The organism is Chelativorans sp. Marseille-P2723, assembly GCF_902809845.1.
Taxonomy (GTDB): domain Bacteria; phylum Pseudomonadota; class Alphaproteobacteria; order Rhizobiales; family Rhizobiaceae; genus Chelativorans.
Window position 1 is genome coordinate 1,019,694 of record NZ_CADDWI010000008.1, and the last position, 24,522, is coordinate 1,044,215.

21 protein-coding genes and 1 other RNA gene are annotated in these 24,522 nt (G+C 59.9%); 19 read left to right on the top strand and 3 right to left on the bottom strand.

What is annotated here, in order from left to right; translation table 11 throughout:
• The first annotated feature begins 106 nt into the window (after positions 1-106).
• Together HUS57_RS06575 and HUS57_RS06580 are read left to right on the top strand one after the other, a co-directional pair.
• Positions 107-496, top strand: coding sequence for a response regulator (locus tag HUS57_RS06575; protein ID WP_173932063.1), 390 nt, complete (start codon positions 107-109; stop codon positions 494-496).
• Between the two features lie 173 nt (positions 497-669).
• Positions 670-1,818, top strand: coding sequence for a beta-ketoacyl-ACP synthase III (locus tag HUS57_RS06580; protein WP_246727786.1), 1,149 nt, complete (start codon positions 670-672; stop codon positions 1,816-1,818).
• Between the two features lie 3 nt (positions 1,819-1,821).
• On the opposite strand, the gene HUS57_RS06585 is transcribed toward HUS57_RS06580, so the two are convergent.
• Positions 1,822-2,136: a DUF2293 domain-containing protein gene (locus HUS57_RS06585; protein ID WP_173932065.1), complete on the bottom strand. Its 315-nt coding sequence runs from the start codon at positions 2,134-2,136 to the stop codon at positions 1,822-1,824.
• A gap of 132 nt (positions 2,137-2,268) precedes the next feature.
• On the opposite strand from HUS57_RS06585, the gene HUS57_RS06590 reads away from it, so the two are divergent.
• Positions 2,269-3,285: a metalloregulator ArsR/SmtB family transcription factor gene (locus HUS57_RS06590; RefSeq protein WP_173932066.1), complete on the top strand. Its 1,017-nt coding sequence runs from the start codon at positions 2,269-2,271 to the stop codon at positions 3,283-3,285.
• Positions 3,282-4,193: a methylenetetrahydrofolate reductase [NAD(P)H] gene (gene metF, locus HUS57_RS06595; RefSeq protein WP_173932067.1), complete on the top strand. Its 912-nt coding sequence runs from the start codon at positions 3,282-3,284 to the stop codon at positions 4,191-4,193. Before HUS57_RS06590 ends, metF begins: the two co-directional genes overlap by 4 nt.
• 377 nt (positions 4,194-4,570) lie before the next feature.
• Here the strand turns inward: metF and HUS57_RS06600 are convergent, their stop codons facing one another.
• Positions 4,571-5,359 carry a GH25 family lysozyme gene (locus HUS57_RS06600; protein WP_173932068.1) on the bottom strand — a complete coding sequence of 263 codons (789 nt, stop codon included), beginning with the start codon at positions 5,357-5,359 and terminating at the stop codon, positions 4,571-4,573.
• Between the two features lie 62 nt (positions 5,360-5,421).
• Here HUS57_RS06600 and HUS57_RS06605 point away from each other — a divergent pair, with 62 nt between their 5' ends.
• Entirely contained in the window at positions 5,422-6,819 is a 1,398-nt protein-coding gene (locus tag HUS57_RS06605) for a serine hydrolase (RefSeq protein WP_173932069.1), read from the top strand.
• A gap of 108 nt (positions 6,820-6,927) precedes the next feature.
• Here the strand turns inward: HUS57_RS06605 and HUS57_RS06610 are convergent, their stop codons facing one another.
• Positions 6,928-10,560: a hydantoinase B/oxoprolinase family protein gene (locus tag HUS57_RS06610; RefSeq protein ID WP_173932070.1), complete on the bottom strand. Its 3,633-nt coding sequence runs from the start codon at positions 10,558-10,560 to the stop codon at positions 6,928-6,930.
• 167 nt (positions 10,561-10,727) lie between these two features.
• Between HUS57_RS06610 and HUS57_RS06615 the strand changes: the two genes are divergently transcribed.
• From HUS57_RS06615 to ftsW, 14 genes are all read left to right on the top strand, one after another.
• The gene (locus tag HUS57_RS06615) at positions 10,728-10,928 is read left to right on the top strand and encodes a hypothetical protein (protein WP_173932071.1); all 201 of its coding nucleotides are present in this window, start codon (positions 10,728-10,730) and stop codon (positions 10,926-10,928) included.
• A 213-nt stretch (positions 10,929-11,141) separates the two neighbouring features.
• Entirely contained in the window at positions 11,142-11,855 is a 714-nt protein-coding gene (locus tag HUS57_RS06620) for a DnaJ family molecular chaperone (RefSeq protein ID WP_173932072.1), read from the top strand.
• Positions 11,852-12,607 carry an N-acetylmuramoyl-L-alanine amidase gene (locus HUS57_RS06625; protein ID WP_173932073.1) on the top strand — a complete coding sequence of 252 codons (756 nt, stop codon included), beginning with the start codon at positions 11,852-11,854 and terminating at the stop codon, positions 12,605-12,607. The genes HUS57_RS06620 and HUS57_RS06625 overlap by 4 nt, the downstream gene beginning before the upstream one ends.
• Before the next feature lie 193 nt (positions 12,608-12,800).
• Entirely contained in the window at positions 12,801-13,397 is a 597-nt protein-coding gene (locus tag HUS57_RS06630) for a lytic transglycosylase domain-containing protein (RefSeq protein WP_173932332.1), read from the top strand.
• 48 nt (positions 13,398-13,445) lie between these two features.
• An RNA gene (rnpB, locus tag HUS57_RS06635) (RNase P RNA component class A) lies at positions 13,446-13,916 on the top strand.
• Between the two features lie 405 nt (positions 13,917-14,321).
• Positions 14,322-14,789, top strand: a complete 468-nt coding sequence (mraZ, locus tag HUS57_RS06640) for a division/cell wall cluster transcriptional repressor MraZ (protein WP_173932074.1) — start codon at positions 14,322-14,324, stop codon at positions 14,787-14,789.
• Positions 14,789-15,808 (top strand): 16S rRNA (cytosine(1402)-N(4))-methyltransferase RsmH, encoded by a 1,020-nt coding sequence (rsmH, locus tag HUS57_RS06645; protein ID WP_173932335.1) that lies wholly within the window; start codon positions 14,789-14,791, stop codon positions 15,806-15,808. Before mraZ ends, rsmH begins: the two co-directional genes overlap by 1 nt.
• A gap of 5 nt (positions 15,809-15,813) precedes the next feature.
• Entirely contained in the window at positions 15,814-16,191 is a 378-nt protein-coding gene (locus tag HUS57_RS06650; RefSeq protein WP_173932075.1) for a hypothetical protein, read from the top strand.
• The gene (locus tag HUS57_RS06655; protein ID WP_173932076.1) at positions 16,188-17,912 is read left to right on the top strand and encodes a penicillin-binding protein 2; all 1,725 of its coding nucleotides are present in this window, start codon (positions 16,188-16,190) and stop codon (positions 17,910-17,912) included. The genes HUS57_RS06650 and HUS57_RS06655 overlap by 4 nt, the downstream gene beginning before the upstream one ends.
• Before the next feature lie 46 nt (positions 17,913-17,958).
• Complete coding sequence (locus tag HUS57_RS06660) at positions 17,959-19,410, top strand: UDP-N-acetylmuramoyl-L-alanyl-D-glutamate--2,6-diaminopimelate ligase (protein WP_173932337.1); 1,452 nt, start codon at positions 17,959-17,961, stop codon at positions 19,408-19,410.
• Complete coding sequence (gene murF / locus HUS57_RS06665; protein ID WP_173932077.1) at positions 19,407-20,837, top strand: UDP-N-acetylmuramoyl-tripeptide--D-alanyl-D-alanine ligase; 1,431 nt, start codon at positions 19,407-19,409, stop codon at positions 20,835-20,837. Before HUS57_RS06660 ends, murF begins: the two co-directional genes overlap by 4 nt.
• A gap of 34 nt (positions 20,838-20,871) precedes the next feature.
• Complete coding sequence (mraY, locus tag HUS57_RS06670; RefSeq protein WP_173932078.1) at positions 20,872-21,954, top strand: phospho-N-acetylmuramoyl-pentapeptide-transferase; 1,083 nt, start codon at positions 20,872-20,874, stop codon at positions 21,952-21,954.
• A gap of 16 nt (positions 21,955-21,970) precedes the next feature.
• Positions 21,971-23,374, top strand: a complete 1,404-nt coding sequence (murD, locus tag HUS57_RS06675; protein ID WP_173932079.1) for a UDP-N-acetylmuramoyl-L-alanine--D-glutamate ligase — start codon at positions 21,971-21,973, stop codon at positions 23,372-23,374.
• Positions 23,371-24,522 (top strand): putative lipid II flippase FtsW, encoded by a 1,152-nt coding sequence (gene ftsW / locus HUS57_RS06680; RefSeq protein ID WP_173932080.1) that lies wholly within the window; start codon positions 23,371-23,373, stop codon positions 24,520-24,522. The genes murD and ftsW overlap by 4 nt, the downstream gene beginning before the upstream one ends.

Genomic DNA, 24,522 nt, shown 5'->3' on the forward strand with positions numbered 1-24,522 from the left:
AAGGCCATGGAGTGCGCCTATTGAGTGCTGAAATGTGGTTTTTCGTCCTCTGCGGCTCCTACCTGAACGTGCTTCCAAGCGCGAACGTTTCCCGCGTTGGCCGCCCATGACAATTTCCGTCCCCTCCCGAAAATTCGAGGGAATACGTGTCTTCATCGTTGAGGATGAGGCGCTGGTGGCCATGAATCTGGAGATGATGCTGGAAGATCTCGGCTGCGAAGTCGTCGGTCCCGCTATGCGCTACGACACTGCGGAAGAGATGGTATCTAACGGCGTCCACGCGGACATTGCGATCCTTGATGTGAATCTCGGCGGGCGGGAAGTCTTCCCGCTTGCGGCCAGGCTTGCCAAAGATGGTATTCCTCTGATTTTCTCCACTGGATATGGTGCAGCGGTCTTGCCGGAACAATGGCAGCGGCGACCCTTGCTGCAGAAGCCTTATACCGTCGGGGATGTTGCCAGCAGGCTCTCGCTTGCGCTTTCCATCGAGGGATAAGAATATTTCTCGGCTGCGAGAAGGAATGCCATTTTTATACTCCATTAGCCATTTATCCGTGATAATGCCAAGTTCGGGAGGCTGTGCTGCATCACCGGCTGGGCTTCGTAGATTCATAGGAACAAGGTGAATCAATCATGCTACGCCGGACGAGCGAGCACGGCGCCGAGGAAATGGCGCTGACCGGGATACCGGAGGGCTTCAGCCGCGTTTGTCTCGGCGGTATCGGGGTGGAGATCCCGGAAAGCTTCATCTGCAATGAAGAACTGGTCGAAACCTATAATGGGTGGGCAGAGGCCGAGAATGCGGCCCGCGCAGCGCGTGGGGAGGAGCCCGTGCCGCTGTCCAGTGCCGAGTTTATCGTTCAGGCTTCAGGCATCCGACGGCGGCATGTCTACGAGCGTAACGGCATTCTCGATCCGGCGCGGATGGCGCCTGTCATCCCGGCGCGTGGCGACGATGAACTTTCCGTAATGGCCGAGTTCGGCCTGGCGGCTGCCAGAAAGGCGCTGGCTCACGCCAAGCTTGAGCCGAATGAGCTTGATCTTATTATATGCTCTGCCGCTCATCACCAGCGGCCATATCCTGCGATCGCCATCGAGATCCAGCAGGCACTTGGTGCGCAAGGGGCCGCTTTCGACATGGGGCTTGGCTGTTCCTCTGCGCTTGCAGGGTTGCATGTAGCAAGCAACATGGTGCGTTCCGGCGCCTATCGGCGCGTATTGGTGGTTACTCCGGAACTGATCACCGCTCACCTCAATTTCCGCGACCGCCAGACGCACTTCATCTTCGGTGATGCTTCGGTGGCTGCCATTGTGGAAGCAATGGACCATAGGGAGGAGCGGCAGGGGCGCTTTGAAGTCGTCGACACCCGGCTGTGGACGCGGTTTTCCAATGGCATCCGCACCAATTTCGGCTTTCTGAGCCGTCTTGCCCAGGAAGATCCCTACCTGCTTGAGATGCACGGGAACATGATCAAGCAGATGGGCAACAAGGTCTTCAAGGAAGTGACCCTGGCGGGGCACCAGTTCATCGTTGAATTTCTCGGCGAGTACGACCATACCCCGCATTCCATGCGCCGCTTCTGGCTGCACCAGGCCAATGCCCGCATGAATGCGATGATCCTGAAGCTCGCTTTAGGGGAGAATGTGGATCACGACCGCGCGCCCCTCGTGCTCGACCGGTTGGGCAATACGGCTGCGGCAGGCGCGATCATTGCGCTTGCCGAGAATCATGAGGATATGAAGGCCGGCGAACTCGGCCTGCTTTGTGCCTTCGGCGCCGGATACTCTATCGGCGGTGCGCTTTTGAAAATGATGTGAGGTCTATTCCTCTTCCTCCTCGGGATCGAGCAGCCGTGTCGCACGCCAGCGAGTCAGCACCGCGTTGATCTGATCGACGACGAAGTAGCGTGCCGCGTCCCGATCGTAGCCTTCGGCAAGCAGCTCGTCATAGTCGCTGTGCTCATGCCGCACATGGGAGACAGTCGCAATCCACACCGCGACGGAGGCGGGGAGCGTCCGCAGCTTCCGGTCATTGGCAAGGGTCTGGATCCTTTGAATATCCGCATATGGAGCCTGGGGCAGCAGCGTCGTCAGCGCCTTGTTCACCGCCCTCCGGCGCTGTGTCGAAACCTTCATCAATGTTCCTGCTCTATGTTTCTTGCTCTCAGGGTTGCTCGCCGTTCGGACAGATGGGGGATGCCTGCGGGCAGGCTTGTCAAAAGTCAAAGTCTTATATAAACATATCTTTATATGTTATTGGAGGGCCGTATGCTGAAAAGGCCGATGGCGGCGCTGGGGTTCGAGGCGGCGGTGGATATTTTGAAGGCGGCAGCCGAGCCCAGCCGCTTGCGCATTCTCGTTCTGCTTGCACATACGGACTTGACGGTCTCCGACCTGACCGAGGTTCTTAGCCAATCGCAGCCCCGCGTCTCGCGGCATTTGAAGCTTTTGCTCGATGCCGGCCTCATCGCCCGTTACCAGGAAGGTTCCTGGGCCTTCTTCCGGCTTTGCGATGCGGAGGCGTCGCGGAGCTTCATCGACAGTGTGGTGGGTCGCGTGGACAAGGCAGATCCCCTGGTCGGACGCGATCTGGAGCGGCTGGAGGCGATCAAGCGCCGCCGGCAGGAGAGAGCTGCTGAATACTTCAGCAAAAATGCAGCAAGCTGGGATCAGATCCGCTCGTTGCACGTACCCGATGCGGCGGTAGAGGCGGCACTCAAACATTTGATTGGCGAGGAAAACTTTGAGTCGATGGTGGATCTTGGCACGGGAACAGGCCGTCTGCTTGAGCTCTTCTCTCCTCTCTACCGGCGCGGGGTAGGGGTCGACCTTTCGCGCGAGATGCTGACAGTGGCGCGCGCCAATCTGGAGCGGGCCGGTGTCACCAATGCGCAGGTGCGGCTCGGCGATATTTACGCGCCACCCGTGGATCGCGACGCGCACGATCTCGTCACGATCCATCAGGTGCTGCATTATCTGGATGAGCCTGCCGTTGCGATCAGTGAGGCAGCGCGGCTGCTGCGCCCCGGCGGGCGGCTGGTGGTGGTGGATTTCGCCCCGCATGACCATGAGTTCCTGCGTGAGGAACACGCACATTTGCGCCTTGGCTTTTCCGACCAGCAGATCGCCGAATGGCTTGTTGAGGCCGAGCTAGAACTTGTTGAAACGCAAGCCTTCGCTCCTGAGGGCGAGGCGGCGGAAGGACTGACGGTAAAATTGTGGCTTGCTCGGGACCCACGTATTGCGCTTGCAAGCGCGGGTGCCGAAACGAAGGAGATTGCTTGATGCCCTACAAATTCTCCAGACGACCGGAGGCGGGCGCAAAGATCCGCGTTTCCTTCGAGTTCTTCCCACCCAAGACAGATGAGATGGCACAAAGGCTCTGGAATACGGTCGAGCGGTTGTCGCCCCTTCAGCCCGCCTTTGTCTCTGTTACATATGGTGCGGGCGGATCGACGCGGGAGCGCACCCAGCATACCGTTCGCCGCGTACTGGATGAGACTAGCGTTACACCGGCTGCGCATCTGACCTGCGTTGACGCGGATAAAGATGAGGTAAACGCAGTCATCGCCGATTTCCTGGAGATGGGCGTCAGGCGTTTCGTGGCGTTGCGCGGCGATCCAGCCGAAGGGGTCGGCGCGGCCTACAAACCTCACCCGGACGGCTACATGAACGCTGCGGAACTGGTAGGCGCGCTTGCGCGGCATAGAGACCTCGACATTTCCGTTGCCGCCTATCCAGAAAAACATCCAGAAAGCCCCGATTTCGCTACCGACATCGAGATGTTGAAACGGAAGGTGGATAATGGCGCCACGCGCGCGATCACCCAGTTCTTCTTCGACAATGATGTCTACGAGCGCTATGTGGAGCGGGTACGCCGTGCAGGCATCTACGTGCCTATCGTCCCGGGCATTTTGCCCGTGCATAATTTCACGCAGATGGTGCGCTTTGCCAGCCGCTGCGGCGCCCATGTGCCGCAATGGCTTGCGGAGCGTTTCCAGGGTCTTGAGAGCGATCCTGCCACCCACCAACTCGTTGCCGCGGCGGTGGCTGCCGAACAGGTGCTGGATCTTGTTGAGCGCGGTGTGGAGGATTTTCATTTTTACACCATGAACCGCGCCGATCTTTCCTTTGCGATATGCCACCTGATCGGCATCCGCCCCCAAGGCGAAGCGGAAGCAAGGGCAGCATAGCCAATAAAAAAGGCCGGGGTTTCTACCCGGCCTTCCTGTTAACCTGCTTCCTTGGGTATTTAAGGCAGTACCCCCACTATGAGGGCGCCCACGAACGCGAATGACGCCAGAATCACCAGCAAATTGATTGGCCGTGTCAGTCCCATGGGCGAAAGCCTCCTTTCAACATGGTGATGCGGATTCTATGGACTGGGGGGCTAAAGCCAAGGATTTTTTTTCCTGCGACTGGGAAACGGGCGAAATCCGTTCGTCTTTTGCGGCCTCTACCGCTTGAATTCTCTGGAAAAACCGCAGCGATTCACATTGTGTTAAAATGATGAAGCTTGGCACTTACCAGGGCGCAAATCGAGGTTGCCGGCCTCCACTGCTCACCGGACTCAGCCTGCGTAGGCCCTGAGCCAGCCTTGCCAGGCTTCGTGGTTGCCGTGAAAAACATTGATGTCGGCGTTTCCATTGATCCCGGGCAGGACGCCCGTACCCGTGTACTGCCAGAAGATCCAGGGATGGTTGCCATATCTCTCGTCCGGATGCCCCGCTACAGAGCGCAACCAGAACGGATAGCCTTTGAAATGTGAAAGGCCATTGTCATCGAAGAAATCGATGGAGGTGTAGATGATGGGGCGTTTGCCATAATGCCGCTCCACCGTATCGAGGAAAACCTGCATCTCTGCGCGCACCGTCTCGGGAGAGGGGCGCAGCCTGCATGTGGGGGAGAGATGGTTCCACTCCATGTCAAGGACCGGGGGCAGGGCATGGCGCTCACGCGGCACGTGCTGGATGAACCAGCGCGCTTGTTCGATGGCTGGCCGGCAGAAGTAAAAAAAGTGGTAAGCGCCACGCGGAATGCCTGCTGCATGCGCGCCCATCCAGTTGCGCTGGAAGAAGTCGTCGATCATATCTCCACCTTCGGTAGCTTTGATGAAGGCGAAGGCAATGCCGCTTCTCCGCAACGCGCCCCAGTCGATCTCGCCCTGATATTTGGAGACGTCCGTCCCGTGGATCGGGTATTGCCATGGCGGCCGCCCATCCCATGCATGCGGCTTGGTATCATCAAAGCGCGGACCTATCTCGGGAGCCGAAGCCGGTAACAGGTCGGAGAAATCGTAGCTGCCGCCGGCGCAGGCGAAAAGCGGCAGGGTCAACATCAGGACCATAAGCAATCGCATAAACGAAGAGCCTCCCCCCGAACGAATCGTTATCCTGTGCCCAGCTTTGCAGGGGATAGGTGATGCGTGCTGTTCTTTCCATCATCAAATGGCTGACTGGACTGGTGGTCGTGGCATTGCTCGGCGCCATGCTCTGGCTGTGGCAAGCGCCGCCGGATCTCATCCGATTAGGCGCAAGCTATGCGGCCAAGACGGTATGCTCAAATGCCCTGATCGCGGCGCGCGATCCGCAGTCTGTACTGGCGGCCGACGTGCAGGCGCCGGGCCATCCTCTTTTGAAGCTCATGCGCGTGAGCCTGAATGAAGACGAGGGAGTCGCGCGGGCGGGACTATTCGGCTTCATGGGCCGCGGGGTTGCGGTTTTTCGAAACGGGATCGGTTGCGCGGCCGTGCCAGACAACGATGTGGAAACGGCCCGGATGGCGCATCTTTCCTTTCCGCAGATGTTGCCGAAAGACGGTCACTGGCCAGACGGCGAAGAGGCTGAAACCTTGGACAGTACGGCTCTTGCTGCCGTGCTTGACGATCCGGCCATTATTGGGCCGGGCATGCGGGCATTGGTTATCGTGCGTGATGGCAGCATCATTGGGGAGCGTTTCGCCCCCGGAATATCTCCCGATCAGCCGCTACTTGGCTGGTCTATGACGAAGACCGTCAACGTCGCGATACTCGGAACGGTGGTTGGAGCAGGCAAGCTGTCACTCGATACACGCAATCTGTTTGCCGAATGGAAGAACGATGGGCGCAACGAGATCACGGTCGAGCATCTTGCCGCACTTACGAGCGGTCTTGCCTTCAACGAGGATTACGGCGGCGTGACGGATGTCACGCGCATGCTCTATCTGGAGCCGGACATGGCAGCCTTTGCGGCAGACAAGCCGCTGCTCTACGAACCGGGATCGCATTTTTCCTATTCAAGCGGGTCGAGCGTGATGCTGTCGCGCGTGTGGCAGAACGTCTTAGCGGATGAACGGGAAGCTCTTGAGTGGCCCTATCGCACGCTTTTTCGTCCGCTCGGAATGCGGACCGCGATGTTTGAAGCGGATGCGCGCGGCACCTATGCCGGCTCTTCCTATCTTTACGCCTCGGCGCACGACTGGGCGCGTTTCGGCCAGCTTCTGCTGCAGGATGGCATGTGGCAGGGAAAGCGCATTCTGCCGGAGGGATGGGTCGACTGGATGCGCAGCCCCACCGTCGCCTCCGGCGGTGAATATGGCCATGGCTTGTGGATGCAGGGCCCGCGAGTGACAACCCCGCCGGACCGGCATCAGGATGAAGGCTTTGCCCTGCCGGAGGATGCATATTGGCTGATCGGACATGACGGACAGACGATGACGATCATTCCTTCGTTGAGGCTCGTCATATTGCGCATGGGCCTGACGCCCACCATTCTGGGCTACAAGCCTCAGGCGCTTGTGGAGGCGGTCGTCAGGGTGCTTCAAGCAGAAGAAAACGGATGAGCTTAAAGCGATATGTGAGTCAAAATAATGCCTTGCCGCGCACAGCTTGCAATCCGATTCAGGTCCTTCATGCAACGCTTGCAGAGCAAGGCCGTTCAGAACCCAGCATCATGCCCGTCCGAATCCGCCGCCTGTGGGCGTGGTGACGATTACAGCTTCGCCAGCCTCCACCGCGGTCTGATCGCAAGCCTTCAGCGTCTCGATCTGTCCGTCCTTGCGCCTTACTTCAGTGCGCCCCGGTTCGCCGTCGCCGCCTGCTTCTATCCCTCGCGGCGGTATAGACCGGTGCGAGGAGAGGATGGCGCACTGCATTGTCTCAAGAAAGCGTATCGTGCGCTGCGTGCCGTCTCCCGCATTCCATTTGCCTTTTCCGCCCGAACCTTCGCGCAAGTGGAAGTCCTCCAGCAGAACGGGAAAGCGCAGTTCGAGAATCTCCGGATCCGTTAGGCGCGAATTGGTCATGTGGGTGTGCACGCCTGACGTTCCGTGAAAGCCGCGCCCGTCATTCATGCGGCCGGCGGGAGAGCCTGAGCAAATAGTCTCGTAATACTGGTACTTGTCATTGCCGAAGGTGAGATTATTCATCGTGCCCTGAGAGTTGGCGAGCGCACCCATGGCCGCAAACAGCGCATTTGTCACATGCTGGGAGGTCTCCACATTGCCGGCTACCACAGCCGCTGGATAGGACGGGCGCAGCATCGAGCCTTCCGGGATGATGATTTTGATGGGCCGGAGACATCCGGCATTCATGGGGATCGAGCCTTCAACCATGACGCGAAAGGCGTAGAGCACCGCGGCGCGCGTCACCGGCTCGGGCGCGTTGAAATTGTTCTTCATGACAGGCGAGGTGCCGGTGAAATCCACCACGGCCTCGCGCTTCTGCCGGTCGACGCTGATCTTGACCCGGATCACCTGGCCGGTATCCGTGTGGTATTCGCAGGAGGCTTCGTCCGGCAGCCGCTCCAGAACGCCGCGCACCGCCTCGGCCGCATTGTCCTGCACATGGTTCATATAGGCTTCGACGACATCGAGCCCGAACTCTGCCACCATCTTCCTCAATTCGGCCACGCCTTTTTCATTGGCAGCGATCTGCGCCTTAAGATCGGCGATGTTCTGATGAGGATTGCGGGCAGGGTAGGGATGGTCGGTCAGAAGATCGTACAGTTCTTTCTCTCGGAAGCGGCCGCGGCTAATGATGCGGAAATTGTCGAAGAGCACGCCTTCCTCGTCTACCGTCGTGGCCAGCGGCGTCATAGAACCGGGCGCCGTGCCCCCTACGTCTGCATGATGCCCGCGCGAAGCGACCCAGAAGAGGATCTGCCTGCCACCGTAGTCGAAGACCGGCGTCACCACCGTGATGTCGGGCAGATGCGTGCCGCCATTGTAGGGGGCGTTGAGCGCAAAGACGTCGCCCGGGTGGATATCCCCTTCGTTAAGGCGGATAATCGTCTCAACCGAACGATCCATAGAGCCCAGATGTACAGGCATGTGCGGGGCATTCGCCACCAACGCCCCATTGCGGTCGAAGACGGCGCAGGAAAAGTCGAGCCGCTCCTTGATATTGACTGAGTAGGCCGTGTTCTGCAGCGTTACGCCCATCTGCTCGGCGATGGACATGAAGAGGTTGTTGAAGACCTCAAGCATGACCGGATCGGCATGAGTACCGATGGCGGCCTGCCGCTGCTTCTTCTCCACCCGCCGCATCAGAACGTGGTCATGCGCGGTGATTTCCGCTTGCCAGCCGGGCTCCACCACAATCGTCTGGTTGTTCTCGATGATGAGCGCCGGCCCCGCGACGCGCGCACCCGGAACGAGTGCTTTCCGCAGATACACGCCTGCATCGCGCCATTCGCCTTCGCAGTAGATCCGGCGCGTGACGTGAGGTTCTGGCGTATTGTCGTTAAGCGGGAGCGGTGGCTCCTCGGGCGCAGCGCTTTTTGCGTCCACGCCTTCCACATTCACCGCCTCCACGATGATTGGCTTGTCGTCGTAGATAAAGCCAAATTGCGCCTGGTGTGCCGCTTCAAAAGCTTTCCTAGCCTCGTCGATCGAGCGCTCGAACGGCACCGACAGCGTGGTGTCCGTTCCTTCATAGCGGATTTCGAGCCGTTTACCCCAGCGGATCGCGTCCGCCGTCACCCCCTGAACTTCCAACTCCCGGCCGACCTCGTCCCGCAACTCGCATATGAGAGTTTCAATCTGGGGCAGGGCGTCTTGCGCAAGCGGCTGGATCAACGCCTTCTGGCGTGAGGCGGAGACGGATGCAAGCCCGATCCCATAGGCGGACAACAGACCGGAAAGGGGATGGATCAGCACCGACTCCATACCGAGGGCATCGGCCACCAGGCAGGCATGCTGCCCACCTGCGCCTCCAAAGCAATTAAGCAGATAGCGTGTGACGTCATGCCCGCGCTGCACCGAAATCTTCTTGATCGCATTCGCCATGTTTTCCACGGCGATGGTGATGAACCCCTCAGCCACAGCCTCGGGGCTGCGCCCGTCCCCGATCTGGTTTGCAAGTTCAGTGAAGCGCTTGCGCGCGATGTCAAGATCGAGCGGCAGGTTCTGCTCCGGGCCGAAAATATTGGGAAAGAAGTCCGGCTGCAGCTTCCCCAACATCATATTGGCGTCCGTTACGGCAAGCGGGCCGCCGCGCCGGTAGCAGGCGGGGCCAGGATCAGCGCCTGCTGAATCGGGTCCAACCTGCTGCCGCCCATCTTCATAATGCAGGACCGAACCGCCGCCGGCCGCCACGGTGTGGATTCGCATCATCGGCGCCCGGATGCGCACGCCCGCAACTTCCGTATCGAAAGCGCGCTCATAATCCCCGTCATAATGGGCAACGTCGGTTGAGGTGCCGCCCATATCGAAGCCGATCACCTTATGGAAGCCCGCTAGACGCGCCGTCTCCGCCATGCCTACCACGCCCCCGGCAGGACCCGAAAGGATGGCATCCTTGCCCCGAAACATGTGAGCGGCGGTAAGGCCGCCAGAGGACATCATGAACTTGAGGCGCGGGAAGCCTGTGCTGCTGCTTTCCGGCCGGATCCCCAATTCTCCTGCCACCAGACGCACATAGCGGGCCAGGATTGGCGAGAGATAGGCATCGACCACCGTGGTGTCGCCGCGCCCCACCAGCTTGATCAGCGGCGATGTTTCATGGCTGGTCGAAATCTGGCTGAAACCGAGAGCGCGGGCAAGCTCGGCCGCCTTCTTCTCGTGCTCGGGAAAATTCCACGCATGCATGAAGACGACTGCCACCGCTTCCATGCCGTCACGCCTGGCATCCTGCAGCCCGGCCCGCACCTCATCCAGGTCGAGCGCGGTCTCCACCGTGCCATCCACGCGTACCCGCTCGGGCACCTCGATTACGCGCTCATAAAGCTGCTCGGGCAGGATGATTTCCTTGGCGAAGATGTCAGGCCTCGCCTGATACGCGATCCTGAGTGCATCGCGGAAACCGCGAGTGATGAGAAGCAGAACACGTTCGCCGCTGCGTTCCAGAAGTGCATTGGTCGCAACGGTCGTGCCCATCTTGACCTCAGCAACACGATGGGTGGGGATGCTCTTCCCTTTTCCTACCCCAAGGAGGTCGCGGATCCCTTGAATTCCGGCATCAAGATATGCGCCCGGATTTTCCGACAGAAGCTTCTTCTGGTGCAGGTTTCCGTTGGGATCGCGCCCGATCACGTCGGTGAAAGTGCCGCCTCGATCGATCCAGAAATCCCATCTGCCGGACATCTGTTTTCTCCAAGCTTCTTCACTGCCGCAGCCATATACGAAAAGCAGTGCTTTCCACAGGGCTTAAATATAACGAAGCGTCATCCAATGTGAGGAAACCCCCACAGCGCCCATGCATTACTGCCGCAGCGCTCCCACGGGACGCAAAGAAAGCAAGGAGTTGTGCGATGAGGAAAATTCTGGCGGGTGTCTTTGCCAGCGCTGCGCTTTTGGGCCTTGCGGCCTGTGGCGACACGGATGACACAACAACCCAGGGGATCGAGCCTGGCAACGATCCTGCGGTTCAGCAGCCCACAGACGGCACAACCGATGGTGGGACGACGGATCCTGGCACCGGTGGTGCCGGCGGAACAACCCCGGCTCAGTAAGCGAGGATACTCAGAAGTACTTGACGCTCCGCCCATCCTCCCAGGCGGTAGGGCACGCATATGTGACCTGCGCGTTGAGTGATGAAAGGCCGGGAAACCGGCCTTTCTTCTTATGCTGAGACCGCTTGCTGCCCTTCCCGGAGCGGGCAATGCTTGCCTTAAAGGCGCTGACTGGGCTCGAATTTGCCATCAAAGCGCTTTAGGGATGGAGGAATGACACTGCTTGTACGCATATCCGGCTTTCTGGCGCGCGCCTCCGACGGCGTGCTGTCTGCGCTCGTGCAAACGGTCCGCACGACCTTCAAGGGCGATCCGCAGCTACGGCGCCGCGTCGCCTTTTCCGTTGCCCTCATTGCCCTTTCCGCCAAGATGGCGAAAGCCGACGGGGTCGTCTCGCTGGAAGAGGTGCGCGCCTTTCACGAGATTTTTTCCGTTCCGCGCAGCGAGATGCGCAATGTTCTGCGCCTCTATGGGCTTGCCAAGAAGGATGTGGCCGGCTTCGAAGCCTATGCCCGGCAGATGGCAGGGCTGTGCGGCTCCGGCAAGGCGGACTGCCCGATGCTGGAGGACATTCTGGACGGTCTTTTCCATATCGCCAAGGCGGACGGCGTCGTGCATGAGCGCGAGGAAGCCTTTCTTGCGCGGGTTGCCGAGATCTTCGAGATCAGCAAGGCGCATTACGAGCACATTCGCGCACGTCATATGTGGCCGCACCGGGGAAGCAATCCTTACGCGCTCCTCGGCGTCCCTCATGGCGCGCCTTTTTTGGAGGTCAGGCGGCGCTATCTCGCTCTTGCGGCGGAAAATCACCCGGATCGGCTTCTAGCGCGGGGCGTTCCGGAGGAGTTTCTCGCCCTGGCCAATGCGCGGATGGCAGCGTTAAACGCCGCATATGAGGAAATCGAGCGAAGCCGGCAGCCGGCATGAACGGGTTTTTTCCCGACCATCTCGCCGCGCATTTGCGTCCTTCGCCCAATTTCGGCCCTCGACGCCGCGGCATGGAGCCTGACGCCGTGATCCTGCACTATACCGGAATGGAAACGGGCCAGGCCGCAGAGGACAGATTGTGCGATTCGGCCAGCGGAGTGTCGGCCCATTATCTCGTTCATGAAGACGGGCGCATCGTACAGATGGTCCAGGAGGCGCAGCGCGCCTGGCATGCGGGAGCAGGCTCCTGGCAGGGGCTCGATGACGTCAACTCCTTTTCCATAGGGATCGAGATTGTCAATCCGGGCCATTCCAATGGCTATCCCGATTTTCCTGCCTCCCAGATAAAGGCTGTTATTGCACTTTGCCGTGATATCTGCCGGCGGCACTCGATCACGCCGCAAAGGGTGCTTGCCCATTCGGATGTGGCACCCGGTCGCAAGATCGATCCAGGGGAGAAGTTCCCCTGGGCCATGCTCGCCAAGGAGGGGGTAGGTTATCATGTTGACCCTGCGCCCATCGTGCCCGGGCGGTCGCTTTGCCGCGGAATGCAGGGACCGATGGTGCAGGAATTGCAAACGATGCTGCATGATTATGGCTATGGCATTGAAAAAACCGGGATTTTCGACCAAAAGACAAAGGATGTCGTTGCGGCCTTTCAGCGGCATTTCCGGCAGGAGAAGGTGGATGGTGTTGCCGATCCGTCCACGCGGGAGACGCTCCGCCGTCTGATTATCGCAGTGATTCGATAGTCGGCTGTCAAGTCTATTGGAGGCGTTTATTTCGCCTTGTCACTCTTCTTGAACAGAAAAGCCCTTTTTGCTTCATCATTGCCTGTAAAAGCCTTCACCAGACGAAGGCAGGTGCTCCTTGAGCCATGTCTTGAAAAACATGAAACCAAAAAAGCCGCACATCTTCGTGGGTTAGAATCCAAGACGGGTAATGATGAAAATTCGCGTGATATTCGCGACAGCGCTGGCTGTCGCGTCGATGACTGCTTGCGCCTTCGCGCAGAGCATTCCTCACCATCCGGAAATATCCGGCTCTGCGAAGGCAGCACCGCAGTCAGGAGTGCAGACCGTGAACGCCGAGCGTGCTGCTGCCATTGGCATCCTTTCCAAGGCGCGCGCGGCCAGGCAGCAGCCACAGGTGGAGGAAGAGGTTCATGGACCGCCCTTCAATTCCATTATTACGCACTATGCCAAGCTCTATGGTGTTCCCGTGGAGCTCGCCCACGCGGTAATCCAGGTCGAGAGCAACTACCGGCCCACTGCGCGGGGGCGCGCAGGCGAGATCGGCCTAATGCAAATCAAGCATTCTACGGCGCGGATGATGGGTTATACAGGCCCTGCAAAGGACCTTTATCATCCAGAGAACAACATCAAATACGGGATGAAGTATCTGGGCGAAGCTTTCCGTCTGGGTGGGGGCAGCACTTGCGGGGCGATCCTGAAGTACAATGCCGGCCACCATGCGAAGCGCATGAACAAGATCTCGTCAGCATATTGCGATAAGGTGAAGCGCATTTTGCGGAAGGGATAGGGCGGCAAGCCATTGCGTTTTGGTTCGTGAATCCCTTTATACGAGGGGCCAGCCGGTCGGACGGCCGCTCTCGGGCAATTCGGCCTTGGTTTAGTATCGAGTATCGCCAAGGCCGGATGCCCGTGGAGAGGAAAGTCCGGGCTCCGCGGAAAAACGGTGCCGGGTAACGCCCGGCGGGGGCGACCCCAGGGAAAGTGCCACAGAAAGCAGACCGCCCCGCCTGTTATTCGGCTCTCTGCCCATGGCGGGCAATGAGCCGAGATATTAGCGGGGCAAGGGTGAAAGGGTGGGGTAAGAGCCCACCGCGCTTCCTGGTAACAGGGGCGGCACGGCAAACCCCACCGGGAGCAAGACCGAATAGGAGCGGCAAGAAGGCCAGCCTTCAGGGCTTTTCCGGCCCGCCGCTCGGGTAGGTTGCACGAGGCCGATGGTAACATCGGTCCCAGATGAATGGTCGTCACGCCGCGGACCTTTAGCGTCGCGGCCATACAGAACCCGGCTTACAGACCGGCTGGCACTTTTCCGCTTTGCAGCTTTTTCTTGTCGAATGTCACTCAGCGGATGCGGCCGCACCTGCCATGCCCTACGGCTCGGTACGACCGGCGGAGCCGCGGACGTCGCCCTCCGCTCTTGCGCCCTATTTCTTGGGCATGGCGTGAACTTTTCCGAATTCAAAGCGAGGAGAAGCCGCCTGCGTGCAGCGTTGGTGTGCCCAATTCCCATTGACCCCCATATAGCCCCATGCTATCCCATGCATCGTTAATCGAATAAGGATTGTGGCTTGGGGCGGTCCGCGTCACCGTTTGCGAACGCAAGGCATGAAGGTGCTCTGCGCATGCGATGCGAGCTGATGTCGAGGAGCCGCTTTTCACGCGGTTTTGGAGCTTTAGAGGGGCTTGGCGCCGTTGACCGCCGCTGCAAGTGATGGATCGATTCTTATCCAGTGCGATCAACAGGATCGATGCCAAGGGGCGGGTTTCCGTGCCGGCCCATTTTCGCGCCGTGGTGCAGCGAAGGGGCTTTGTCGATCTTTACGCGTTGCGGGCGCTGGATGTTCCCGCGATGGACGTTGGAGGGCCGGATTTGCTCGACCGCTACGAACAGCGCATCGCGCTCGAAGATCCATTTCTGCAGACGGCGGACGATATGTCCTTTTTCGTCCATGGAGATGGCAGCTTCCTGAAGCTGGACCAGGACGGCCGCATTACCGTCTCCGATTTCATTCGCGAGCATACCGGGATCGTCTCGGACGTCGCGTTTGTGGGGAGGGGCTTGTTCTTCCAGATGTGGGAGCCGGAGCGTTTGAAGGCTTATGGCGCGGAAGTGCGTGCACGGCTCCTGAAATTGCGGCAGCAGGCTTCGCAGGGCCAGCCTGCCGCGCGTGCAGAATGATGGCGGGCTCCGGCGGCATCAGTGCGGCCGGTGGCGGACCGGCCCGCCACGTCCCCGTGCTCCTTGATGCCGTAATCGCCGCGCTCGATCCGTCGGGAAAGCGCGTCATTGACGGCACTTTCGGCGCAGGCGGCTATACCCGGGCGCTTCTCGAGGGCGGCGCGGATGTCATTGCGATCGATCGCGATCCGGATGCGATAGCCGCAGGCGCCAGCCTCGTTAGGCGTTTTGGTAGCCGGTTGAGGCTTGAGCTTGGCCGGTTCTCCGACATGGAGCGCATTGCGGGTGAAACCGTGGATGGCGTTGTGCTGGATATCGGGGTTTCCTCCATGCAGCTCGATGAGGCCGGACGGGGATTCTCCTTCCGCAAGGATGGGCCGCTTGATATGCGCATGGGTCGAGAAGGCATGACGGCTGCCGATGTGGTCAACCGCTTCAAGGCCAGCGAGCTTACGCGCATTTTCGGACTGTTGGGCGAGGAGCGTCACGCAGGGAGGATTGCTCGAGCAATCGAGAAAAGGCGCGCGGAAAAGCCTTTCAGCACCACTGCTGACCTTGCTGCTCTTGTGGAGCAGGTGATCGGCTCCCGACCGAAGGATCCGATCCACCCGGCGACGCGGGTCTTTCAGGCGCTGCGCATCTTCGTCAATGACGAACTGGGCGAACTCGCTCGGGCGCTGTTCGCCGCGGAGCGGATCCTCAATACTGGCGGCGTGCTCGCCGTCGTCACCTTCCATTCTCTCGAAGACCGCATCGTAAAGCGCTTTCTCGCTGCCCGTTCAGGGCGCGTGGCGCGCTCGCGCCATTTGCCTGAAATGGCGCAGGATACTCCCACCTTCGAAAAACCCATGAAGCCGATCGAGCCGGGCGATGCCGAGATAGCCGCAAATCCGCGCGCTCGCTCGGCTCGTTTGCGGGCGGCAAGGCGCACAACGGCAGCCGCGGGAGCGGAAGATTTCAGGATGCTGGGGGTTCCAGCTCTGTTCGTAACCGAGCAGCTCGGCCGGAAAGGGGGTTGAGAACCATGTTTCGCACCAGTGACATTGTTCTGATCGCGGTCATGCTTTCAGCGGCCGCCTTCACCTACAAGACAAAGCATGACGCTCAGGCGATGATGAACCGCGTCGAGGCGCTTGCCACCCAGATTCAGATCGAGAAGGACCGGATCGATGTGCTGAAGGCTGACTGGAGCCTTCTTACCCAGCCCGCGCGGCTCCAGAAGCTCGCCGAAACCTATGAGGGCGAACTGGGCCTGAAGCCTGTCGAGCCACAGCAGATAACCGGGCAAGCTGCCCTCGGAGGAATCCCAATGCGCCCGCCGACGCTTGAATCCCTGATCGTCGAGAGTGCAAAGGAGCTGATTGTGCCTGATCCGCTTATGACGGGAGGGGTGGGACGATGAGGATTCCGGGTCTGGGACGCCTGTCGCGTTCATCTCGTCAAGGAGAGAAGCCAGGCAGAACGATTGTGATCAATGGCCGGCGGAAAGCTTCCGGCGTGCGTGCGCAAAGCCGCGTGCTGATGGCCATGGGCGTTCTCTTTGCCATTTATGCCGCTCTTGGCGTGCGCCTCGTCCATCTTGGAATGGTGGACCGGGAGCAGGTGAATCTTCCCCAAAGCCGCCCCACCGCTTCGCGGCCGGATCTTATCGACCGCAATGGCGAGGTGCTGGCAACCGATATCAAGACCGCCTCACTTTTTGCGGAGCCGCGCCATATCGTCGACATCGATGAAGCGATTGAGAAGCTGCGGCGCGTATTGCCTGACCTCGACTATGAGCAAACATACCGCCGCCTGGACAGCGATGCCGGCTTCGTCTGGCTGAGAAGGCAGCTTTCACCGCGCCAGCAGGCGGAAATTCTTGCGCTGGGTATTCCTGGTCTCGGTTTCCGTACGGAGAAACGCAGGTTCTATCCCGGTGGTCCGGTTGCTTCGCATATTCTGGGTCTCGTCAATGTGGATAATAAGGGCATCGCGGGCATCGAGAAATTTGTCGACGATCAGGGCTTGGCAGACCTACAGGCTTTGGGGCTTGCAGGACCGGATACGCTTGAGCCGTTCTCCCTGTCGATCGACATGCGGGTGCAGCACGTGCTTCGTGATGAACTCATGCGTGCCATGGAGCGCTACGACGCCATCGCCGGTGGCGGAATTATTCTCCATGCGCGCACGGGCGAAGTCCTGGCCATGGTCTCGTTGCCCGACTATGACCCCAACAATCCATACAATGCCCTGGAAAAGGATCGGCTCAACCGCATGACAGCGGGGGTGTTCGAAATGGGGTCGACCTTCAAGCTCTTCACCACCGCCATGGCACTCGATTCAGGAAAGGTGAGCATCAACGACAGTTTCGATGCGACGCGGCCCTTAAGGATTGGCCGGCACACCATCCGCGATTTTCATGGCAAGGGGCGTGTGCTCACCGTACCCGAGGTCTTCATCTACTCCTCTAATATTGGAACCGCCAAGATGGCGGATGTGGTGGGCATAGAAGGGCATCGCGAGTTTCTGAAACGGGTTGGGCTTCTCGACCGGATCAGCACTGAATTGCCGGAGATCGCGACACCGACGGAGCCTGCGATCTGGAAGAAGATCAATTCGGTAACGATTTCCTTCGGCCACGGTGTTGCCACCACCCCGCTTCAGACGGCGGCTGCGTCCGCGGCGATGCTGAACGGCGGAAAGTTCATCCCTCCTACTTTTCTCCCGCGCACCGAAGAGGAGGCGAATAGGCTCGCAAAACAGGTCATCTCGGAAAAGACAAGCCGCGAGATGCGCTATCTCTTCCGCTACAATACCGAGAAGGGCTCGGGCCGTCGCGCTGAAGTTCAAGGCTACCATGTGGGTACAAAGACGGGGACTGCGGAGAAGGTGGTCAATGGCCGTTATTCTAACGACACTCGTTTTAACACCTTCATTGCTGGTTTTCCTGCAACCGATCCCGACTATGTTGTATTCGTGGTATTGGACGAACCGAAGCCGGAGCAGCCCGGCATGTCTGCAACCTCTGGCCTGACGAACGCCCCGCTTGCCGGAAATATCATCCGCCGTTCAGCGCCACTACTTGGCGTGGAGCCGGATTTCGGCCATGAGGGTGAGGCCCTGCTGGTCTCCTATCAGTGATTCCCTTGAGAGCGGCGGGAGGGCCTGAAAAGATTATTGAGAAATGATGAAGCTGGATGAACTTGCCGACATCTTGCCACATGATGAGCCAATAGAAGGCGGCATGAAATTCTCCGGCCTCTCATCCGACTCCCGAAAGGTTAATTCGGGAGATCTCTTTTTTGCGCTACAGGGCAGCAAGGCTGATGGTGCAGCTTTCGCGGCTGAAGCGGCGCGCAAGGGCGCAGTTGCTGTTGTCGCGATGCCCGGAACGGTAAGCGGCATCAGCATTCCAGTCATGGAGGTGGAGGATCCGCGCCGTGCACTCGCGCTCACCGCAGCGCGCTTTTACGGGGCGCAGCCGGAAACCATGGTGGCAGTCACAGGCACGGCCGGAAAGACCTCGGTTGCCTCCTTCACACGTCAGATATGGGAGCAGGCGCATCTGCCGGCGGCTTCCATCGGCACCACCGGCGTGGTTGCGCCTGGCCGTGACGATTATGGCGAACTGACGACGCCGGACCCGATTAGCCTGCATCGGCTGCTCAAGGAACTGTCAGAGAGCGGCGTCACGCATGGCGCCATGGAAGCGTCGAGCCATGGGCTCGCTCAACGGCGCTTGGACGGCGTGAGATTGTCTGCCGGCGCTTTTACCAATCTAGGCCGCGATCACATGGATTATCATCCGTCGATCGAGCACTATCACCAATCCAAGATGCGCCTCTTCGACACATTGCTGCCGAAGGGCGCGCCTGCTGTCATCTTCGCGGACGACGCCTGGGCGGAGCCAACCCAAAAAATGGCTCGCGAGGCTGGCCTGAAAATCTATACGGTTGGCCGCAATGGCACTTTTCTAACCCTGAAGCGCGACGAGCACGAGCGTCATCGGCAGCGGGCAGAAATCGAGCACGAAGGCACGATCTACGAAATCGTTCTGCCTCTGGCGGGCGAATTTCAGATTGCCAACGCGCTCGTGGCTGCTGGCTTGGCGATCGTCACCGGGCTTGCCCCGGGCGATGCCCTTTTGGCGCTGGAGAATCTCAAAGGTGCTTCGGGGCGCCTGGAGCTGACCGGAACAACGCCGGATGGCGCCCAGATCTACGTGGATTACGCGCACAAGCCGGAGGCGCTGGAAAACGTGCTTGCTGCCGTTCGCCCCTTCACGACCGGCCGCGTCATTGTCGTCTTCGGCTGCGGTGGTGACCGCGATCCTGGCAAGCGGCCCATCATGGGCGCCATCGCCAACAGGCTCGCAGATATCGTCATTGTAACCGATGACAATCCACGCTCGGAAGAACCCGCTTCAATCCGCCGCGCGATACTCGATGCCGCGCCCGGAGCGCGGGAGATTGGCGACAGGCGAGAGGCCATCCGCGCCGCGATCGCCATGTTGCAAACGGGCGATACGCTGATCGTGGCCGGAAAGGGGCATGAGATAGGGCAGGAAGTCGCGGGGGTGAAGACGCCGTTCTCCGATCATGAGGAAGTGCGCCTGGCCCTTGAGGAGATGGGCGCTTGACGATGCTGTGGGAAATCGAGCCGTTGGTTAAGGCCATGGGGGCGCGTCCGTTCGGCGCTTTGCCTGAAGGCGTTACGGGCATTTCCATTGACACGCGCACGCTGCAACCGGGCGACGCCTTCTTCGCCATCCGGGGCGAGCGTTTCGACGGGCACGATTTCGCGACGGCGGCAATGGCCGCAGGTGCCAGCCTGCTCGTGGTGTCGCAGGAAAAATTGCCGGCGCTTGGTCGCCTCTCGGTGCCGAAGCTTGTCGTTCCCGATGTATTGAAGGCGCTCTATGATCTTGCTGCTGCCGCACGCCAGCGCACGCACGCCAAGATCATCGCCGTCACGGGCTCCGCGGGGAAGACCACGACCAAGGAAATGCTGCGCCACGCCCTTTCCAGCGTAGGCAGCGTGCATGCGGCAGACCGCTCCTTCAATAACCATTGGGGCGTGCCGCTTACGCTCGCCCGTCTTCCGGTCGATTGCGACTATGCCGTTTTCGAGATCGGCATGAACCATGCTGGCGAGATCGAGCCGCTGGCAAAACTCGTGCGACCGCATATTGCCCTCATCACGCTTATTGCGGCGGCCCATCTGGGGCATTTCAAGAATCTGGACGAGATTGCCCGCGCCAAGGGCGAGATCTTTTCCGGCGTCGTAAAGGGCGGGCATGCGCTTATCAACCGCGACGACCAACGTTCAAAGATCCTGTCGAAAATGGCGGTCGAGGCGGGGATCAAGAATATCTGGACCTTCGGCGAGAATGCGCGCGCGCAGCTTCGCCTTGTGGCCAGGGAGCCGCAGGGGGAAGGCTCGGCAGTCACCATCAAGGTGGCAGGCGAAGAACTTGCCGGCCGTATCGGCGCGCCCGGCCGCCACATGGCGCTGGATGCGCTCGCTGCAATCGGAGCGGGGTATTTGGCTGGCGCCAATCCAGCAAGGCTGCTTGGCTCTCTCGACCAGTTCGACGCCGGCGAGGGGCGGGGCAAGCGCCATAGGCTGCGCAAGGAGGGCGGCCTGTTCACGCTGATCGACGAGAGTTACAACGCCAACCCCGCCTCCATGAAAGCAGCGCTCGATCTGCTTTCGACAATGCCGGCCGGGGAAGGGCGGCGGATTGCGGTTCTGGGCGATATGCTGGAACTCGGTGTCCACTCGGCTGCGCTACACGCTGCGCTAGCCGACCTAATCACAGCAAGTGGCGTAGATGTCCTGCTGATCGGGGGCGAGGAGATGAAAGCGCTGGCGGCCAGGCCTCCTGCCGGGATTGACGTCGAATATCGCGCTTCGGTCGAGGAGATGGAGCAACTTCTTCTTGACCTGGTGAGACCGGGGGACATGGTCATGGTCAAATCATCCAAGAGCACGGGCTTCTCCCGATTGGTTGAAGCCCTTCTAAGGCATTTTCCGGCGGCGGGTGACGGGCCGGTGGGGGCTTGACGGATCAGGATAAAGTCCGCGCGGGGATAAACACATGCTGATGCTGCTCGTTCAGTTCGCTGATTCCATCTCGGCCTTGAACATATTCCGCTACATTACGTTCCGGACGGGCGGCGCGCTTATCACTGCTGCAGTCATCGTGTTTCTCTTCGGACCGGCAATCATCGCATCATTGCGAGTGCGGCAGGGGCGGGGCCAGCCGATCCGGGCCGACGGTCCACAGACCCATTTCAAGAAAGCGGGTACGCCCACCATGGGCGGGCTCATGATCCTCTCCGGCATACTCGGCTCATCGGTCCTGTGGGCAAATCTCACCAGCATCTATGTCTGGGTGGTGCTGATGGTCACCGTCGGCTTCGGAGCGATCGGCTTCTACGACGATTATCTGAAGGTCACCAAGCAATCGCATCTCGGTTTTTCCGGTAAGGTCCGGCTGGCGCTGGAGTTCCTGATCGCAGGGGTTGCCGCGTGGATCATCATGCGTGCCGGACAGGGATCTTTCTCTTCCTCGCTCACCTTCCCATTCTTCAAGCAGCTTCTTCTCGATCTTGGGCTCTTCTTCGTCCCTTTTTCGGCTTTCGTCATCGTGGGAGCGGGCAACGCCGTGAACCTGACTGACGGGCTTGACGGGCTCGCCACCGTTCCGGTCATGGTGGCCGCTGCTTCCTTCGGCGTGATCGCCTACCTGTCGGGCAACGCCATCTTTGCCGATTACTTGCAGATTCATTTCGTGCCGGGCACGGGGGAACTTGCGGTGATCCTCGGCGCCGTCATCGGTGCCGGGCTTGGTTTCCTTTGGTTCAACGCGCCGCCTGCCGCTATCTTCATGGGCGACACGGGATCGCTAGCGCTTGGCGGCCTCATCGGCACGGTTGCTGTCGCTACCAAGCACGAGATCGTGCTCGCCATCATCGGTGGGCTTTTCGTGATAGAGATTCTCTCCGTCATCATTCAGGTTGCCTTCTTCAAGATGACGGGCCGCCGCGTCTTTCTCATGGCGCCCATTCACCACCATTTCGAAAAGCTCGGCTGGACGGAAAGTCAGGTCGTCATCCGCTTCTGGATCATTGCCGTCCTTTTGGCGCTAATCGGACTGTCGACGCTGAAACTGAGATAGGTTGAATGGAGGCTTCATGATTCCCGCTACCTCCTTTCACGGCAGGAGTATTGCCGTTTTCGGCCTTGGCGGCTCGGGAATTGCGACGGCGCAAGCGCTTCTGGCAGGGGGGGCCTCGGTCCTTGCCTGGGACGACAATCCTCAACGCATAGCCCTGGCCGCCGCCGAAGGCATTGAAACAGTCGATTTGCGCCAGGCCGACTGGTCGCAACTTGCCGCGCTGCTGATTGCGCCGGGCGTTCCGCTCACCCATCCGCGCCCGCACTGGTGCGTTGATCTTGCCAAGGCGGCAGGCGTGGAGATCATCGGCGACGTTGAGCTTTTCGCGCGCGAAAGGCGGGCGCATGCGCCTCAGTCCCCATTCATCGCCGTAACAGGCACCAACGGCAAGTCCACCACCACGGCACTGACGGCGCATGTGCTGACTTCCGCCGGCCGCGATGTTCAAATGGGAGGTAATATCGGCCGGGCCGTCATGACGCTCGATCCATTTGCAGGCAACCGCCACTATGTGGTGGAATGTTCCTCCTATCAGATTGATCTTGCGCCATCGCTCGATCCCACCATCGGTATCCTGCTCAACCTTTCGCCTGACCATCTCGACCGGCACGGGACCATGAAGAACTATGCCTCTCTGAAGGAACGGCTGGTTCTAGGCAGCAGGGTGCCGATCGTCGGCATGGACGATGCCCATTGCCGCGTTATCGCGGCGCGACTGGAGGACGCCGGCCGCAAGGCGATGCGGATTTCGACCTCCCATGCGCTCGATGACGGCTTCTATGCCAATGGCCCGCTGTTGATGAGGGTCGACGGGGGAAGGGCCACGCCCCTGTTTTCGCTTGAAGGCATCGGTTCGTTGCGGGGCCGGCACAATGCGCAGAACGCGCTAGCTGCTGCCGCAGCCTGCCTTTCCTGCGGCCTGACGGTCGCGCAGATCGAGGCAGGCTTTCGCAGTTTTCCAGGGCTTGTCCATCGCATGGAGCAGGTGGGCAGGAAGGCGCATGTTCTCTTCATCAATGATTCGAAGGCGACGAATGCGGAGGCAGTCGCACCCGCGCTGTCTAGCTTTTCGCGCATCTACTGGATCGCCGGTGGACTTGCGAAAGAGGGTGGCATCGAAAGCCTGAGACCTTACTTTTCAAGGGTCGCGAAGGCCTACCTGATAGGCGAGGCGGCACCTGCCTTTGCAGCCACCTTGGGGGAGGCGACGGACTTCGAAATTTCGGGTACGATGGAAGCGGCCGTCGAGCATGCTGCGCGGGATGCGGCGCAAGATCCTGTGGGCGAAGCGGTGGTTCTGTTGTCGCCGGCCTGTGCGAGTTTCGATCAGTTCAGGAATTTTGAAGTGAGGGGTGAGGCATTCCGCCAGGCGGTGCTTTCGCTCGCGGGCGTCGAGCCGATACGAGGGACAGGAAAATGATCAGCCGCACTGACCGCAGCCTGGTAGCCAATTGGTGGTGGACGGTGGATCGCTGGTTCCTTGCCGCTTTCCTGATGCTGATGGGGCTAGGGGTGATCCTGTCTTTCGCGGCAAGCCCCGCTGTTGCTGAGCGTATCGGGCTTGACAGTTTCCACTTCGTCACACGGCAGATCATTTTCATGATTCCCGCCGTAATGGTCCTCATCGGCGTTTCCTTCTTCAATACTCGAAGCATCCGGAGGCTGGCGCTCGTGATGCTTGTCGTCTCTCTGATTCTAATGGTAATCACGCTTTTTTTCGGCATGGAGGTGAAGGGGTCACGCCGCTGGATTTACCTGTTCGGCATCTCCGTCCAACCCTCCGAATACATGAAGCCGGCCTTTGTCGTCATTTGTGCGTGGCTCTTCGCCGAACATGCGCGTCAGCCAGAAATTCCGGGCAATCTCTTCGCCATGATCCTGCTGGGGCTGGTGGTGGCCCTGCTTATTGCTCAGCCGGATCTCGGCCAGACGATCCTTGTTCTTGGAACGTGGGGCGTCATGTTCTTCATAGCCGGGATGCCTTGGCTCTGGATTGCCATTCTGGGCGGCTTGGGGATCATCGGCGGGGTTCTTGCATATGCGACCTTTCCGCATGTGGCTGATCGTGTCGACCGCTTCCTCACCGGTGAAGGCGATACCTTTCAGGTCGATATGAGCCTCGAAGCGATGACACGCGGCGGCTGGCTCGGTCAGGGTCCGGGGGAAGGCTCCGTCAAGCGCATCCTTCCGGACAGCCATACAGATTTCGTCTTCGCCGTGGCGGGGGAGGAGTTTGGCATCATCATGTGCCTGCTCATCCTGGCGCTCTTTGCCTTCATCGTGCTGAGGGGGCTTGCCATGGCTCGGCGCGAGGAGGATGCTTTCGTGCGTTATGCGCTCTCCGGTCTTGTCATCCTGTTCGGTTTCCAGTCGATCATCAATATGGCCGTGAACGTTCGTCTAATGCCGGCCAAGGGCATGACGCTGCCTTTCATTTCCTATGGCGGCTCCTCGCTCATTGCCATGGCCATTTCCATGGGCATTGTCCTAGCACTGACGCGCAAGAAGCCGGAGAAGCGGCGCCCTGTGCTTGCCGGTGTATCCGGCGCTGCGGCAGCGGCCGGCTGA

What these genes read in the sequence shown, in the direction of transcription:
- HUS57_RS06575 (WP_173932063.1), top strand. Translation starts at nt 107, where the DNA reads ATGACAATTTCCGTCCCCTCCCGAAAATTCGAGGGAATACGTGTCTTC.
- HUS57_RS06580 (WP_246727786.1), top strand. Translation starts at nt 670, where the DNA reads ATGGCGCTGACCGGGATACCGGAGGGCTTCAGCCGCGTTTGTCTCGGC.
- HUS57_RS06585 (WP_173932065.1), bottom strand. Translation starts at nt 2,136, where the DNA reads ATGAAGGTTTCGACACAGCGCCGGAGGGCGGTGAACAAGGCGCTGACG.
- HUS57_RS06590 (WP_173932066.1), top strand. Translation starts at nt 2,269, where the DNA reads ATGCTGAAAAGGCCGATGGCGGCGCTGGGGTTCGAGGCGGCGGTGGAT.
- HUS57_RS06600 (WP_173932068.1), bottom strand. Translation starts at nt 5,359, where the DNA reads ATGCGATTGCTTATGGTCCTGATGTTGACCCTGCCGCTTTTCGCCTGC.
- HUS57_RS06605 (WP_173932069.1), top strand. Translation starts at nt 5,422, where the DNA reads ATGCGTGCTGTTCTTTCCATCATCAAATGGCTGACTGGACTGGTGGTC.
- HUS57_RS06610 (WP_173932070.1), bottom strand. Translation starts at nt 10,560, where the DNA reads ATGTCCGGCAGATGGGATTTCTGGATCGATCGAGGCGGCACTTTCACC.
- HUS57_RS06615 (WP_173932071.1), top strand. Translation starts at nt 10,728, where the DNA reads ATGAGGAAAATTCTGGCGGGTGTCTTTGCCAGCGCTGCGCTTTTGGGC.
- HUS57_RS06620 (WP_173932072.1), top strand. Translation starts at nt 11,142, where the DNA reads ATGACACTGCTTGTACGCATATCCGGCTTTCTGGCGCGCGCCTCCGAC.
- HUS57_RS06625 (WP_173932073.1), top strand. Translation starts at nt 11,852, where the DNA reads ATGAACGGGTTTTTTCCCGACCATCTCGCCGCGCATTTGCGTCCTTCG.
- HUS57_RS06630 (WP_173932332.1), top strand. Translation starts at nt 12,801, where the DNA reads ATGAAAATTCGCGTGATATTCGCGACAGCGCTGGCTGTCGCGTCGATG.
- mraZ (WP_173932074.1), top strand. Translation starts at nt 14,322, where the DNA reads ATGGATCGATTCTTATCCAGTGCGATCAACAGGATCGATGCCAAGGGG.
- rsmH (WP_173932335.1), top strand. Translation starts at nt 14,789, where the DNA reads ATGGCGGGCTCCGGCGGCATCAGTGCGGCCGGTGGCGGACCGGCCCGC.
- HUS57_RS06650 (WP_173932075.1), top strand. Translation starts at nt 15,814, where the DNA reads ATGTTTCGCACCAGTGACATTGTTCTGATCGCGGTCATGCTTTCAGCG.
- HUS57_RS06655 (WP_173932076.1), top strand. Translation starts at nt 16,188, where the DNA reads ATGAGGATTCCGGGTCTGGGACGCCTGTCGCGTTCATCTCGTCAAGGA.
- HUS57_RS06660 (WP_173932337.1), top strand. Translation starts at nt 17,959, where the DNA reads ATGAAGCTGGATGAACTTGCCGACATCTTGCCACATGATGAGCCAATA.
- mraY (WP_173932078.1), top strand. Translation starts at nt 20,872, where the DNA reads ATGCTGATGCTGCTCGTTCAGTTCGCTGATTCCATCTCGGCCTTGAAC.
- murD (WP_173932079.1), top strand. Translation starts at nt 21,971, where the DNA reads ATGATTCCCGCTACCTCCTTTCACGGCAGGAGTATTGCCGTTTTCGGC.
- ftsW (WP_173932080.1), top strand. Translation starts at nt 23,371, where the DNA reads ATGATCAGCCGCACTGACCGCAGCCTGGTAGCCAATTGGTGGTGGACG.